This is a genomic window from Novosphingobium kaempferiae (assembly GCF_021227995.1).
GTDB classification, from domain to species: Bacteria; Pseudomonadota; Alphaproteobacteria; order Sphingomonadales; family Sphingomonadaceae; genus Novosphingobium; species Novosphingobium kaempferiae.
This window is the reverse complement of record NZ_CP089301.1, coordinates 5,544,909-5,558,507: the sequence shown is the minus strand read 5'-3', so window position 1 is coordinate 5,558,507 and position 13,599 is coordinate 5,544,909. Positions and strand designations below refer to the sequence as shown.

The following is a 13,599-nucleotide window of genomic DNA, read 5'->3' as shown; positions in this document are numbered from 1 at the left end:
CCCTCAGCCCGGAGACGCCCGCGTAACCGCCACGCTGCGCACCACGTCCTTGCCGTAGACCTCGGCCGCCGCATCCATCACCACGCGCCGGAATGCGTCAAGACCCGGCAGCATGCCGTCCGGCCCGCTCGCCATCGGCGTGCGGTAGGTGCGCTTGTTGACCGCGTCCATCAACAGCGGCAGCTTCGCCCCGATGGTGTCGCTATCGCCCTGAGGCACCTCCAGCTGCAACTCGAAGCTGGTGTAGCCGGTGAGGCGACCATCGGTCGCCACAAGCGGAGCAAGCACCTGAAACGGTGGGACAAACTCGGTCGCGCCCTTGGTCGGCTGGGCGTGTCCCGCACTCACGTACTGCGGCAGGAACCGCAATGCTGCCCAAGCGCCGCCCGCTCCGACGCCGAGGCCCGCGACCACCGCCGCCAGACCGATCACGATGCGCTTCACCACGTCGTTAGCCCCTCAGAACTTGAAGCTGGCGTCATGCGGCAGCGAGCCGGATTCGGCCATGACGACGATGGTGATGCGGCGGTTTTCCGGGCGATCCGGCTGCTCGGGGTAAACCGGCTCGGTGCCCGCCTTGGCGACGATCTCGGAAAAGCGGTCGGCCGGAAGCCCCGCCGCAACCATCGCCGCACGCGCAGCCAGTGCCCGCTGCGCGGACAGCACCCAGTTGGCCTCGCTGTCCCCGCCGCCGCTGCCGTCGGTATGCCCTTCGATGGCGATGCGGGCGTCGACCCCGGCCAGCTTCTTCGCCGCCCGGGTCAGCATGCCGCGCGCGAAGTCGTTGAGCTGCGCAGTGCTGCCCTTGAACATCGAGCGTTGCGGGCTGTCGACGAGGTGGATGCGCATCCCCTCGCGGCTCGGGCGCACGTCGATGTTCTGCCTGCCCTGGCCGTCGTCGAGCGGCGGTTCGAGCGCGACCTGCATTTCCTGCGCCATGACCCGGAGCGAGGCCTCGGGCACGTCCGCCGTGCCGCCGCGCGACACGCCGACCGCGCCCGCCTCGGCAGCGGGTTGGCCGTGCGGCTCGGCCTTGTCCGACTGGTTGTCGCGCCCGTTGCCGCCCGCCCCCGGCTGCATGCCCGGCCGGTCGGTCAGCGTGGTCGAGAGGTTCGCCTTCGCGCTGTCCGGCGAGAAATACTCGGCGAGGCCCTTCAACTGCACCTCGTCCGGGTTGGCGAGCAGCCAGAGCAGCATGAAGAACGCCATCATCGCGGTCACGAAGTCCGCATAGGCGACCTTCCATGCACCGCCATGGTGGCCGCCGCCGACCACCTTCTTGACCTTGCGGATGACGATGGGCCGCTTGTCGTTGCCCTTGGTAGCCATTCCCTAGCCCTCGACGTCAGGCCGGGGCGGCATTGAGCTGTTCCTTCACCGCTTCCAGCGCCGTCTCCAGTTCCTGGAAGCTGGGCGCGTAGGGCGAAGGCGTCATGCGGCGGGCAAGCTCGATGGCGATCTCGGTGGGCTGTTCCTGCGCGTGACCGACGATGGCGGTCTTGACGAGGGTATAGGGCTTGAAGTCCGCGTCGATGATCTGCTGCAGCTTCTGCGCGATCGGGCCGACGAGGCAGTAGGCCAGCAGCACGCCGAGGAACGTGCCGACGAGCGCGCCGCCGATCATCGCGCCCAGCACTTCGGTAGGCTGGTCGATCGAGCTCATCGTCTTGATGACGCCGAGGACCGCCGCGACGATGCCGATGGCGGGCAGGCCGTCCGCCATCATCTGGATCGCGTGCTGCGGGCCGAGTTCCTCGTGGTGGTGGCGCTCCATGTCGCCCTCCATCGCCTCGGCAAGCTGGTGCGGATCCTCGAAGTTGACCGTCATCATGCGCAGGTAGTCGCAGATGAACTCGATCAGTTCATGGTCGCCGAGCAGGCGCGGAAAACGGGAGAAGATCGCACTTTCCGCCGGCGCGTCGAGATGCGGTTCGATGGCGTTGGCGCCGCCTTTCCGGAAGGTCGCGAGCAGGGTGTAGAGCAGGGCGAGGAGATCGCGGTAGTCCGCCTCCTTCCAGCGCTCGCCCTTGAACACGCGGACGATGCCCTTGCCTGCCTTCTTCAGCGTCGTCATCGAGTTGCCGAGCACGAAGGCACCGATCGCCGCGCCGCCGATCGCCAGCAGCTCGTGCGGCAGGGCGTGCAGGATGACGCCGAGACTGCCGCCCGACATCAGGTAGCTGCCGAAGACACACAGCAGGATGACGACGAGGCCGATGGCGTTGAGCATGAAACGTCCGCAAGAATGACGCCCGCGCGCGCGGGCTTTGGCTTAATTATAGGTCATTCGTTGCCCGCGCGGTCCGGAACGCGACATTTTCCGCCGCTCCGACCGGCCCGCCCGCTTCCGTCCTATATGAGTGAGGCGACACGCCGAAGCGGGAGCCCGAATGTCCGTCAATGCCTACGTCCGCGCGCAGAAGGTTGCCGCGACGCCCCGCAGCACCGAGTACCGGCTGATGAGCGAGATCACCGGCGAGATGATCGCCGCGCGCGACGCCGGGCTGGCGGGCGTGGGGCTGGCCCCGGCGCTGCACCGCAACCGCGAGGTGTGGACCGCCTTCCGCAACCTCTGCGCCGATCCGGCGAACGCGTTACCCGCGGAATTGCGCGCCGGAATCATCTCGCTGGGGCTGTGGGTGGACAAGTATACGTCGCTGGTCATCACCGGCCGCGACACCATCGACGAGCTGATCAACGTCAACCGCACGGTCATGGGCGGGCTGGCGAACGAGAACGGCGCAGCGGCCGCCGGAGAGGTTCCGGCCTGAACGGCGTGTCGTCAGCGCCGCATCAGTGGGCAGCCAGCATCGCCTGACGGTACTCGGCCATGAGCGCGAAGCGGGGATCGACCCCGGCAAGGTCGCCCATGGTCTTGGCGGCGCGCTTGGCGACCTGACGCATGCGTTCCCGCGCGGTTTCGTCGTCGCCGGAGTCCAGCGGCGCGATCTCGAACAGCCGGCCCTCGACGACCTGCCGGTTGTGCTGGAGCCGCTCCTCAAGCTCGGTCACTTCGCCCGCATCGAGGGTGGGACGACGGGGAGTGACGGCCCCCGCGGCGCGCTCGGCACGAGTGAGCTTGCGGGGTTGGCCACGGCGGCGAATGCGGTCGAGGCCCGAGTTACGCATATGCTCGACATATGTGTCGGTGAGGGCGCTCATCGCGGCGTGGGCGAGATAGTCGCTTGCACCCGCCTCGGTCCGACCGAGCGCATCCTCGTCGGCGATGGCGGCAAGCAGCGAGAGGCCCTCGCCGTCCTCACCGCCTGCGATGGCGTCAAGCGAGACCGTGGTCGCCTCCACCTTGCGGGCGGAAGGGCGCTGGTCGGTCATGACGCGGAAGCGCAGGCTCTGGAGTTCGCCGCGGATCTGCCAGTTCACGAACGTGGTGAACTGCGCCTTTTCCGGCTCGTAGGCCTGGATAGCACGGTGGACGGCGATGGCGCAGCACTGTTCGGCATCGTCCCAGTGCGCGGCAAGGCCGTACTGGCGGATGAAATGGCGGATGCGCGGGGCGATCAGCTTGAGGATGCGGGCGAAGGCGCGGTCCACTTCCGCCCGTTGCCGCCGCGTCTGCGGGGCATCGCCGGAGGGCGTATTGGCGCTGACCGTGGCAACCGCAGCCTCGAGAGCGACAGTGATCTTCGACATGGCGAACCCCGATGGCACAAGAGGCCCCTTGCCTCGCATCCATGGGGTTAGAATCTATTCCTATATTTCTGGAACCAACAATCCTATACGAGAGTTATCCACTGATGCGGCAAATTTTGCCGCCGGTGCGGCAGGCCTTTCCTACCGGAAATCCGCAAAATTCCGCCATTCCTGCCGGATGCGGAAAAATGTGCCGGTGAGGCCAGGAATATAGGATCAAGCGAAACGTTCGGGGCGTACATGCTTGCCGACGTAATCGAGCAGCCATGTACGATGCGCCGCGACCGCGCCGCCCGCCTGCGCGATGCGCCGCTCCGCCGCCGCCGAGCCCACTTGCGCGCCGAGCAGCCTGCGCGCCCGGTCGGGCGAAAGCCCGCCTGCAAGAAAGCGCCGTGCATCGCCGACGCCGAGATGATGGCCGAGGTAGGCCGCCTGCGCCACTTCGGTCGTCCCCTCGCCGATCCGCGCCCCCGCGCCGCGCAGTGCCGCGACATTGGCGCTGGCATAGTCGGCGACGGCCTCGATCGAGGCGCGCGGGTCGTAACGCAGCGCCAGCAGCGCGCCCCGGCTCTCACCCCGGACCTGCCCCTTGCCATCGAGCCAGCCGTTCGCCTGCGCCGTCGCGTTGAGCCAGGTGCCCGCGCGTTCCGCCTCGCCTTCCCACGTGCGGTTGAGGAACTGGCCGAGGCCCGCCGCGCTCGACCGCGGGTTGCGCGAATAGGGCTGCCAGGTGCCGCCCGCCCCCTTCGCCGCCTCGGCATCGACGATGGCCGCCAGCGCCGAGGCAGGCAGCCCGGTCCGTTCCGCCGCCGCATCGAGCATCCCGGCATAGCGCGCGTTCGGCCCGTCCTGCATCGCCTGAGCCGCTTCACTCGGGGCGGCGGGCGCTGCCGCCGCGATCTCGGGGGCCGGAGCGGTGTGCAAGGCCGCCGCCGATTCAGGATCGAGGATCGCCAGCAGGCGGTCGAGGCCGATCGGCTCGCTATGCCCGGTCGGCGTGGCCGGCTGCGCACGGTCCTGATCCTCGGCCGAGCCGAGCGCCGCGCGCCAGAGGCGGCCCGACATCTCGCTGCGCGCCTCGTCGTAGATCAGACGCGCCTTCTGCGACGCCGACAGGTTCGTCGCCGCCAGGTCCGAAGAGCGCGTCCCGTCGATCACCGCGCGTCGCCCCGCTGAGCGCGCAGCGTGCGCAGGAAGGCGGCGGCGCTGAGATCGTCGCTGGCCGACTGCTCGGCGGCGGCTTCGCTGCGCGCGGCCTCGGCGCGGTAATCGTCCGCCGCGTTCTCGATCCCGCGCAGGACGCCATAGGCGTCGGTCGCCACGGTGCGCAGCGCGGCGATCCGCGCCTCCAGTTCCACCTGCCGCGCGCTCAGCGCCTGCCGCTCGCCCCGCATCCGCCGTTGCCAGCCGGGCGACACCAGCGTGAGATCGGCGGCGGCGAGATCGGCCTCGCGGCGCAGCGCCGCCAACACCTGTGCGCGTTCGCTCTCCACCGCGCCGAGCACGCCCGCCTCGCTGCGGATCGCGCTGCTCACTTCGTCCAGTTCGCGCTGCCGCACGCGCAGCGCGGCGTCATAGGGCGTTTTCATGGATACCCTCCAGAATGGCGGACAGGGCCGCGAAATCCTGCGCCGCGAAGCTGCGCGCGCGCTTGTCCTGCCGCAGCAGATCCTCGATCTGCGGAGCGAGCGCGACGGCGCGGTCCACTTCGGCGCTGGCGCCTGCGCGATAGGCGCCGAGGCGCACCATCTCCTCCATGTCCTTCCACGTCGCCAGTTCGCGTCGCGCCGCCAGCCGCGTGGCGTTGTCCGCGGGATCGAGGCATTGCGGCAGCGTGCGCGAGATGGAACGCAGCACATCGATTGCGGGATAGCGCCCGCGCTCGGCGATCTGCCGGGTAATGACGACGTGGCCGTCAAGGATGCCGCGCACCGCGTCCGCCACCGGCTCGTTGTGATCGTCGCCATCGACGAGGACGGTGAACAGGCCGGTGATCGCGCCCTGCGCCTGCCCGTTCTCGGCCATGCGGCCCGGCCCCGCGCGCTCCAGCAGGCGCGGCAGTTCGGCGAAGACGGTGGGCGTATAGCCCTTGGTCGCGGGGGGCTCGCCCCCGGCGAGGCCGATCTCGCGCTGGGCCATGGCGAAGCGCGTGACCGAGTCCATCAGGCACAGCACGTCGAGCCCGGCGTCGCGGAAATGCTCGGCCACCGCCAGCGTGGTCCATGCCGCCTGCCGCCGCAGCAAGGCAGGCTCGTCCGAGGTGGCGACGACGACGACGCTGCGGGCAAGGCCTTCCTCGCCGAGATCGTCCTGGATGAATTCCTGCACTTCGCGGCCACGCTCGCCGATGAGGCCGATCACCGCCACGTCGCACTCGGTCCAGCGCGCCAGCATCGAGAGCAGCGTGGACTTGCCGACGCCCGAGCCCGCGAAGAGACCGAGGCGCTGGCCCCGGCACAGCGGCGCGAAGAGGTCCAGCGCGCGCACGCCCGTCTCGATCCGCGCGCCGACGCGGGCGCGGGCGGAGGCGGGGGGCGGCGCGGACTTGATGCGGCGCTGCTCGCGCCCCTGCGGCAACGGTCCCTTGCCGTCGACCGGCCGCCCGAGCCCGTCCACCACGCGGCCCAGCCAGCCGGACGAGACGCGCAGGCCGAACTGCCCTGCCGAAAGGTCCACGCGCGATCCCGAGGCGATGCCCTCCGGCTCGTTGAACGGCATGCAGTGGGCGATGCCGTGGTCGAGCCCGATCACTTCCGCTTCGATCGGCCCGGCGGGCGAGCGCAGCGTCACGCGTGAGCCGATGCGCGCCGCTCCGGCAAGGCCGTCCACCTCGATCAGCGCGCCGCGCACCGCGACGACGCGCCCGTAGCGCTGGTCGGGCGCCAGCATCCGCAGACCGGAGGCGGCAGCGGCCAGTGGCACGTCCTGCGGTTCCTCAGGCGGCGGGAGTGGGGGTGGGGGCGGGAGCGGCTTCGGCGGCGGGCGAGAGGCGGGCCAGCGCCTCGGTCTCGTAGCCGATCAGCCAGCGGCATTCGGAAAGCGCCTGGTAGAAATCGCCGGTCGCGATCTTCTCTGCAAAGGCGACGCAGACTGCCTTGGCCTCGGGCGCGCGCAGGGCGGCCATCAAGGCCTCCAGCTTCTCCAGCAGCACCTGCTGGTGATGGGCGAGATCGGCCGGGTCGATGTAGGCCATCATGCACGCGAAGTAGAGGTGCTTGGCGGGCGAAGTGGCGTCCTGCGGCTTCATGACGTCGCGCCCGCGCAGGATCGTCGCGCTGTTCTCCAGCACGAGGTCGGTACGACCCACTGCGCGCAGAACCGCGCCGTTCACGATGACCGGCTCGCCGTTGCGAAGCGAAATGCGAAGCGTCATGTCCAAATAGCCCCTTCGAGACTGTCCATTATAGGATGCAGGCGTAAAGCTCCCGCTTACAGGCGGCAATTTTTTCCTGCTCCCGAAAAAACCGACTTGGACAATTCCTTCCTACAATACCTGCGTCCGGTGCGACGGAGCCCGCCTCCCTGCCAGCAGGGCCGCACCGCAGGAGAATGCCATGAGTCTCTATTCCGCTCTCTATGCCGGCGTTTCGGGCCTCAGCGCGCAGTCGAGCGCGATGGCGACCGTCGCCGACAACATCACCAACGTGAACACCATCGGCTACAAGGGTGCCTCCGCGCAGTTCCAGTCGCTCGTCACCGGCGGGAGCCTGACCAGCAGCTATTCTGCGGGCGGCGTCGCCGCGACGCCCAAGGCGCTGATCTCCAAGCAGGGACTGCTTCAGGCCTCGTCGAGCCTGACCGACATCGGCATCGACGGATCGGGCTTCTTCGTCGTGCGCTCCAGCGCCGACGCCAACGGCGCCATCGCCTATACCCGCGCCGGTTCGTTCACCACCGACCCCTCGGGCTACCTGCGCAACACCGCAGGCTACTACCTGATGGGCTGGCCGATCGACAGCAAGGGCGTCGCGGTCAACGACGGCAGCCTGTCCTCGCTCCAGCCGATCCGTCCCAACGCGCTGACCGGCGCGGCGACGCCGACGACCTCGATCCAGATCCGCGCCAACCTCGATTCCACCGCGGAAGTCACCGGCTACGACAGGGCCAAGTTCATCGACGGCACGCTCAAGCCGCAATTCTCGCGCCCGGTGGAGATCCACGACGCGCAGGGTTCCTCGCACACGCTGACGTTCAACTTCTTCAAGACCGACGCCAACCAGTGGAAGGCTGTCGTCACGAGCGAAGCGGGTGACGTCACGCAGGTCAATGATGTGGACGTCGTCGATGGCATCATCGGCGAGTACGACGTCAGCTTCAACGCCGATGGCAGTCTGAAGCTGCCGCTCGACACCGGCACGCCGCCGATGCCGATCCCGATCATCCCCAAGCTGACGCTCGAGTACGCGAACAAGGCCGGCTCGGTTCCGATCACGTTCGATCTCGGCAGCAACAACGGGCTCACCGGCCTGACCCAGTTCGGCAGCACCTCGGCGCTGCTGTCCTCCACCATCGACGGCGGCATGCTGGGGACGGTGGCGTCGGTGAAGATCTCCGACACCGGCATCGTCAGCGCCATCTTCGACGACGGCACCTCGCGCGCGATCTACCAGATCCCGCTCGCCACGTTCCAGAACCCGGACGGCCTGACCCGCATCAGCGGCAACGCCTACCTCGTCTCGCAGGAATCGGGCAACGTCGCCATCAACGCGGCAGGCCTCGCGGGCAGCGGCAAGATCTCGGCGAGCATGCTGGAAGCCTCCAACGTCGATCTTGCGGCGGAGTTCTCCAACATGATCCTGTTCCAGCGCGCCTACAGCGCCTCGTCCAAGATCATCACCACCGTGGACGACATGCTGCAGGAAGTGAGCAACCTGAAGCGCTGACGCCAAGCTGACGGCCCGGGCCCGTGTCCCTCAACTCGATCCTCAATTCCGCCATGTCGGGGCTCGGCGCCTCGCAGGCGGGGATGCAGACGGTCTCGACCAACATCGCGAACGTCAGCACGCCGGGCTATGCGCGCCAGAAGGTCGCGCAGAGCGCATCGGTGGCGGGGGGCACGGTCAACGGCGTGATCGTCGGCGAGCCGACGCGCGTGGCGGACAAGTTCCTCGAGAACGCAGTCTACCAGCGCGGCGGCGCCGCCGGGCGGGCCGAGGCGGTGTCGACCTACCTCGACCGCATGCAGTCGCTGCTCGGCGCGCCCGATTCCAAGTCCGGCCTTGCCGCACGGCTCTCGGCGATCACCAGCGCAGTCTCGCAGATCGCCGGGCTTCAGGGATCGGCCCAGTCGATCGCGCTGTTCACCGGCAACGTCTCCGACAGCATCGACGCGCTGAACGGCTTGCAGAAGGACGTCGCAAATCTCCAGGCCGACGTCGAGAGCGAGGTCTCGGACACCGTCGGCCGCGTCAACGTGCTGCTGCGCAAGGTCCACGGCCTCAACGCCGAAGTCTCGCGCCTGCAGGGCCTCGGCCTCAGCACGTCCGGCCCTGCGGACGAGCGGATGAACGCGCTGCAGGAACTGAGCGGCCTCATGGAAGTGACCGTGCGCGAACAGCCGGACGGGCGCGTCACCATCGACAGCGCATCGGGACAAGTGCTGCTCGACAAGCGCCTGCGCCAGCTCAACTATGCCTCGGGCGTCGCCGCATCGCAGGCGAGCTATGCCCCGATCGACATCCGCTTCGCCGCCGACGACGGCACCATGGGCGCATCGACCGGCGAGCAGATCGATTCCACCGGCCTCGTCGGCGGCAAGCTGGGCGGCCTCCTCGACATGCGCGACCGCGCGCTGCCCAATTTCTCGGAACAGCTCGGCCAGCTCTTCACCGGCCTTGCCGAGACGCTGAACAAGGTCTCCAACGAAGGCACCACGCTGCCGCCGCCGCAGACGCTGACCGGGCAGGCCAACGGCCTCGTCGGCGCCGACCGCCTCGGCTTCACCGGCAAGGCGACGTTCGCGGTCGTCGCCAAGGACGGCACGCTGGTAGCCAAGACCACCGTCGACTTCGACGCGCTCGGCCCCAACGCCACCGTCGACCAGGCGATCACCGCGATCAATGCCGGGCTCTCGCCTGCGGGAACGGCCAGCTTCACTGACGGCGCGCTGTCTATCGGCGCGACATCCAGCGCCAACGGCATCGCCATCGCGCAGGATCCCACCACGCCGAGCGCGCGCGCCGGAGTCGGCTTCTCGCAGTTCTTCGGGCTCAACAACCTGATCCGCTCGGACAGCAGCGCGCTCGCGCCTTCGGGCTTCACCGCCGCCGATCCGCACGGCTTCGGCACGGGCGAGACCGCGCAGATCGTGCTGCGCGACACCTCCGGCCGCATCCTCGCCACCCACACCCTCACCGGCGAAGGCGGCGGGACGTGGGGCGACATCATCAACGAGCTGAACGCCAGCCCGCTCGCCGAGCACGGCAGCTTCGCCCTCGACCCGCGCGGTCGCGTCGCCTTCACCGCGAAGACGGCCAGCGCCGGAGCGACCATCTCGATCCCCTCGGACTCGACCGACCGCCTCGGCACCGGCCTTTCGTTCTCCGCACTTTCGGGCCTCACCGGAGCGGCCAGCGGCCTCTCCACCGCCAAGGTGCCCGCGACCATGCTGTCGGACACTTCGCGGGTGCCGCTGGCGCGGCTCCAGCTTGACGCGGCGGTGGGGCAGAAGGCCATCGGCGCAGGCGACATCCGCGGGGCCAACGCCTTCGTCGATGCGCTCGGCGCGACGGTGGACTTCGGCAAGAACGGCAGCGCAACGATCTCACTCTTCACGAGCCGCCTGCTGGGCAGCGCCGGTTCCGAGGCCTCGCTCGCGCAGACAACCATGAAGGACACCTCCGCGCGCCTCGGCGACGCGGTGAACCGGCGCGATTCCTATTCCGGCGTCAACATCGACGAGGAACTGGCGCAGATGGTCGTATTGCAGAACAGCTATTCCGCCTCCGCGCGGGTGATGTCCACGGCGTCGCAGATGTACGACGCCCTGCTCGGCATGTTGTAGGATACAAGGCCATGACCCGCGTCGCCACCATCCCGCTCCAGACCACGCTTTCCGGCGCGATCATGCGCGCGCAGCAGGATCTGGCCACCAGCCAGATGCAGCTCAACACCAAGAAGAAGGCGACCGATTACGCCGGGCTCGGGCTCGACGCCGTGCGCACGCTGTCGGCGCGCTCGATGCTGGTGACGCAGGAAACCTACCAGACCAACATCAGCCGCGTCTCGACCACGCTGTCGCTCTACCAGGCCAATCTGGAGCAGATCGATTCCTCGCTGGGCGACTTGCGCGAGGAACTGTTCAACGCCATCGGCACCGGCAATTCTCCGGGCCTTCAGGGCATGATCGAGGACGCTTTCAAGGGCCTGCGCGCCTCGCTCAACGCGACCGAGGCGGGCAAGTATCTGTTCGCCGGTTCGCAGAACGCGACCGCGCCGTTCCTGCCCGAGAAGCTTGAGGACATCGCCGGGATCGATCCCGAGGAGGCCTTCGCCAACGATGACGTGCGCCAGTCCACCCGTGCGGGCGAGGGCGTGGACGTGCAGTACGGCATCGGCGCCAGCGACGTGGCGAAGAAGCTCATCACCGCGTTCCAGGCGCTGGCCGACGCTGGTCCCATCGGCGACACCCTCACTGCGGACCAGAAGCAGGCGCTCACCGACGCTATCGAACTGTTCGATGCGGGCGTGGCCGACGTGCGCACCGTCAACGCGCAGAACGGCCGCCGACAGGCGCAGGTCGAGACGCTGGAGACGCGCGCGGAAGACCGCGTGAAGCTGCTGACCGAAGTGATCGGCTCGGTGGAGGACGCCGACATGGGGCAGGTCGCGCTCGACATCACGCAGCGCCAGACGATCCTTCAGGCGAGCTACTCGGTCTTCGCGCAGCTCAACTCGATGTCGCTGGCGAACTTCCTGAAGTAACCGGCGGGCCGCTCAGCCCTTCTTCCCGCCCTCCAGCAGATCGGCGAAGTCCCCCGCCGGGCTGGCAGAGGGGATCGCCGCCATCGCCTGCGCCAGCTTGCCGGGATCGACCGCGCCGGGTGCGCCGGTCAGCATCTCGAACACCGGCGCGGAAGGCAGTCCCCGGAACGCGGCGGCATAGCGGGCGTGCAGCCCCGCCAGCACATCCTCGCGCCCCAGCATCGCCTGCGAGATCGCGTGGCGCAGCACTTGTGCCTGCGCCACCGCATCGAGCGAGCGCCCCTTGGGCAGCGCGGGGGCGGACATCTGCGCATAGCGCGACCACTCGCGCCGCTGCCAGAGGATCTCCGCCTGCAGGGGGCTGGAACCGGGGAGGTCTTGCAGGACCGCCAGCGCCTCGTCCATCCGCCCGACCTGCGTGAGCGCGGCCGCCTCGACCCGCTTGCGCTCGGCGATCATGCCATCGGGAAGGCCGGGATCGTCGGTTTCGCGCAAGGTGCGCAGCGCCCGTTCGGGCCGCCCGGCAAGGATGTAGAGCCCCGCCACCCGCGCCGAAAGCGGACCGCGCGCGAGGTCGCCCGCGCGCTGCGTGAGCTGATAGGACAGGAGGTCGGCGGCCCGCTCGAACAGCCCCGCCTGCTGCAACCGCCCGGCAAGGCGGCTCGCCATCAGGTCGCCCTCGGCACCCGACGGGGCGAGGTCGCGGTAGTCCCAGTAAAGCCCCGCCGCCTTGTCCAGCGGCAGCTTGCGCGCGGGGTCGAGCGCTTCGGTGAGCTTGCCGCGCAGGTCCGGCAGGAAATCGGCAGCTTCTTCCGCCCCGTGATAGCGCACCAGCGCGGCCCCTGCGGCCAGCGTCGCGGGCAGATCGTGGCGGGCGTCGGCAAGGCGATAGGACAGGCGCAGCGCGCGTTCCTCGATGGCGTCGCCGCGCCAGGAATAGCGGATCGCGTCGAGCTGCTTCAGCGCCGCCTCGGGCCGGATGGCATTGCGCGCGACTTCGCCCTCGATACGGCTCAGGCGCGCATCCACGCGTTCGGCGGGGCCGCCGGACTGCTCGACGCGGGCGAAGCGCAGGCGCGCCTCGTCCACCCGACCCAGCAACTGCTCGGCACGCCCGCGCAGGAGATTGGCGGCCGGATCGCGGTCGGGCAGCCACGACAGCCAGTGCAGCGCCTTGTCGGGCGCACCGCCCTCCACGCCCGCGCGGGCGGCAGCCAGCACGAACGGCGCAGCGCGTGGCTTTTCCAGCGCGGGACCGGCGCAGTCGAGCTGTTGCAGCGCCTGCTCGGCCAGCCCCTCGCCCGCGAGTGCGCGCAGCCGCCACAGGCAAGCCTCGGGATTGGCGCGCAGGCCCGGCATGTCGAGTTCGGCCAGCGCCCCCTCGGCCCGGCCCACCTGCACCAGCGCGGCCCCGTGCGCGAGACGCCACGCATCGACCATGCCGAGGTCGGGATCGTCCTGCCGCATCACCTCCAGCACACCGAGCGCCTCGGGACCACGCTCGGCGGCGATGAGGCTGCGCGCATAGTCCCAGCGCGCGCCCTGCCGCTGCGAACCCGCCACGGTGGAGAGGCGATGCCACGCTTCCTTCTCCGGCATCGCGACCCACGCGGAGGCGCCGGTCAGCGAAGGCCGCTGCGCCAGTTCGGCGGCGAACCCCGGCAGCCGCGCGGCCTCGCCGATGCCAAACTCCGGTGCTGCGGAGAGCAGCGAGGCACTCGCCGCCAGCGCGGCCCCGGCCAGCAGGCGCGCCCGGCTCACAGCGGCGTCGCCGAAGCCAGCCCGGAAAGCACGAAAAGCGCGCCGCCGACGACGCACCCGACAAGGAACAGCCCCACCGCCCCGACGACCCAAAGCAGGCTCGCGTCCTGCTTCTTGGCGGCGATCGCGACGGCAGGCGCCTCCAGCTCCTCCGCCCGGTCGCCGCGACGCCGCGCGGGCACCGCCTCCGCCGGAATCGGGGCACCGGCGGATACGACCCTGACCTTGGCCGGACGCCGATCATCGCTCATCTCAACGGGACTC

The 13,599-nt window shown here is 69.5% G+C and carries 14 protein-coding genes; 4 read left to right on the top strand and 10 right to left on the bottom strand.

Going from position 1 to position 13,599, the window contains the following annotated elements; translation table 11 throughout:
* Positions 1–3: 3 nt before the first annotated feature.
* Genes LO787_RS25395 through motA form a run of 3 tightly spaced genes read right to left on the bottom strand, consistent with a single transcriptional unit; the run spans position 4 to position 2,230 of the window.
* The gene (locus LO787_RS25395) at positions 4–447 is read right to left on the bottom strand and encodes a hypothetical protein (protein ID WP_232493733.1); all 444 of its coding nucleotides are present in this window, start codon (positions 445–447) and stop codon (positions 4–6) included.
* A 12-nt stretch (positions 448–459) separates the two neighbouring features.
* Positions 460–1,329, bottom strand: coding sequence for a flagellar motor protein MotB (locus tag LO787_RS25390; protein ID WP_232493732.1), 870 nt, complete (start codon positions 1,327–1,329; stop codon positions 460–462).
* Positions 1,330–1,345: 16 nt separating this feature from the next.
* Positions 1,346–2,230: a flagellar motor stator protein MotA gene (gene motA, locus LO787_RS25385; protein WP_232493731.1), complete on the bottom strand. Its 885-nt coding sequence runs from the start codon at positions 2,228–2,230 to the stop codon at positions 1,346–1,348.
* A 160-nt stretch (positions 2,231–2,390) separates the two neighbouring features.
* Between motA and flaF the strand changes: the two genes are divergently transcribed.
* Positions 2,391–2,771: a flagellar biosynthesis regulator FlaF gene (gene flaF / locus LO787_RS25380; RefSeq protein ID WP_232493730.1), complete on the top strand. Its 381-nt coding sequence runs from the start codon at positions 2,391–2,393 to the stop codon at positions 2,769–2,771.
* Positions 2,772–2,793: 22 nt separating this feature from the next.
* Here flaF and LO787_RS25375 read toward each other — a convergent pair whose 3' ends face one another.
* From LO787_RS25375 to LO787_RS25355, 5 genes are all read right to left on the bottom strand, one after another.
* Complete coding sequence (locus tag LO787_RS25375) at positions 2,794–3,651, bottom strand: sigma-70 family RNA polymerase sigma factor (RefSeq protein WP_232493729.1); 858 nt, start codon at positions 3,649–3,651, stop codon at positions 2,794–2,796.
* A gap of 216 nt (positions 3,652–3,867) precedes the next feature.
* Positions 3,868–4,809, bottom strand: a complete 942-nt coding sequence (locus LO787_RS25370) for a peptidoglycan-binding protein (RefSeq protein WP_232493728.1) — start codon at positions 4,807–4,809, stop codon at positions 3,868–3,870.
* The gene (locus LO787_RS25365) at positions 4,806–5,240 is read right to left on the bottom strand and encodes a hypothetical protein (RefSeq protein WP_232493727.1); all 435 of its coding nucleotides are present in this window, start codon (positions 5,238–5,240) and stop codon (positions 4,806–4,808) included. Before LO787_RS25365 ends, LO787_RS25370 begins: the two co-directional genes overlap by 4 nt.
* Positions 5,224–6,540, bottom strand: coding sequence for a flagellar protein export ATPase FliI (gene fliI, locus LO787_RS25360; protein WP_232496421.1), 1,317 nt, complete (start codon positions 6,538–6,540; stop codon positions 5,224–5,226). Before fliI ends, LO787_RS25365 begins: the two co-directional genes overlap by 17 nt.
* A gap of 46 nt (positions 6,541–6,586) precedes the next feature.
* The gene (locus LO787_RS25355) at positions 6,587–7,024 is read right to left on the bottom strand and encodes a flagellar biosynthesis repressor FlbT (RefSeq protein WP_232493726.1); all 438 of its coding nucleotides are present in this window, start codon (positions 7,022–7,024) and stop codon (positions 6,587–6,589) included.
* A 181-nt stretch (positions 7,025–7,205) separates the two neighbouring features.
* Here LO787_RS25355 and flgE point away from each other — a divergent pair, with 181 nt between their 5' ends.
* From flgE to LO787_RS25340, 3 genes are read left to right on the top strand one after another with little or no spacing between them, the layout of a single operon-like run.
* Positions 7,206–8,534, top strand: a complete 1,329-nt coding sequence (gene flgE / locus LO787_RS25350) for a flagellar hook protein FlgE (protein WP_232493725.1) — start codon at positions 7,206–7,208, stop codon at positions 8,532–8,534.
* A 23-nt stretch (positions 8,535–8,557) separates the two neighbouring features.
* Entirely contained in the window at positions 8,558–10,654 is a 2,097-nt protein-coding gene (gene flgK, locus LO787_RS25345; protein WP_232493724.1) for a flagellar hook-associated protein FlgK, read from the top strand.
* 11 nt (positions 10,655–10,665) lie between these two features.
* Positions 10,666–11,574 carry a flagellin gene (locus LO787_RS25340; RefSeq protein WP_232493723.1) on the top strand — a complete coding sequence of 303 codons (909 nt, stop codon included), beginning with the start codon at positions 10,666–10,668 and terminating at the stop codon, positions 11,572–11,574.
* A 12-nt stretch (positions 11,575–11,586) separates the two neighbouring features.
* Here LO787_RS25340 and LO787_RS25335 read toward each other — a convergent pair whose 3' ends face one another.
* Positions 11,587–13,335, bottom strand: coding sequence for a hypothetical protein (locus LO787_RS25335; RefSeq protein ID WP_232493722.1), 1,749 nt, complete (start codon positions 13,333–13,335; stop codon positions 11,587–11,589).
* Positions 13,332–13,586, bottom strand: a complete 255-nt coding sequence (locus LO787_RS25330; protein ID WP_232493721.1) for a hypothetical protein — start codon at positions 13,584–13,586, stop codon at positions 13,332–13,334. The genes LO787_RS25335 and LO787_RS25330 overlap by 4 nt, the downstream gene beginning before the upstream one ends.
* Positions 13,587–13,599 lie beyond the last annotated feature (13 nt).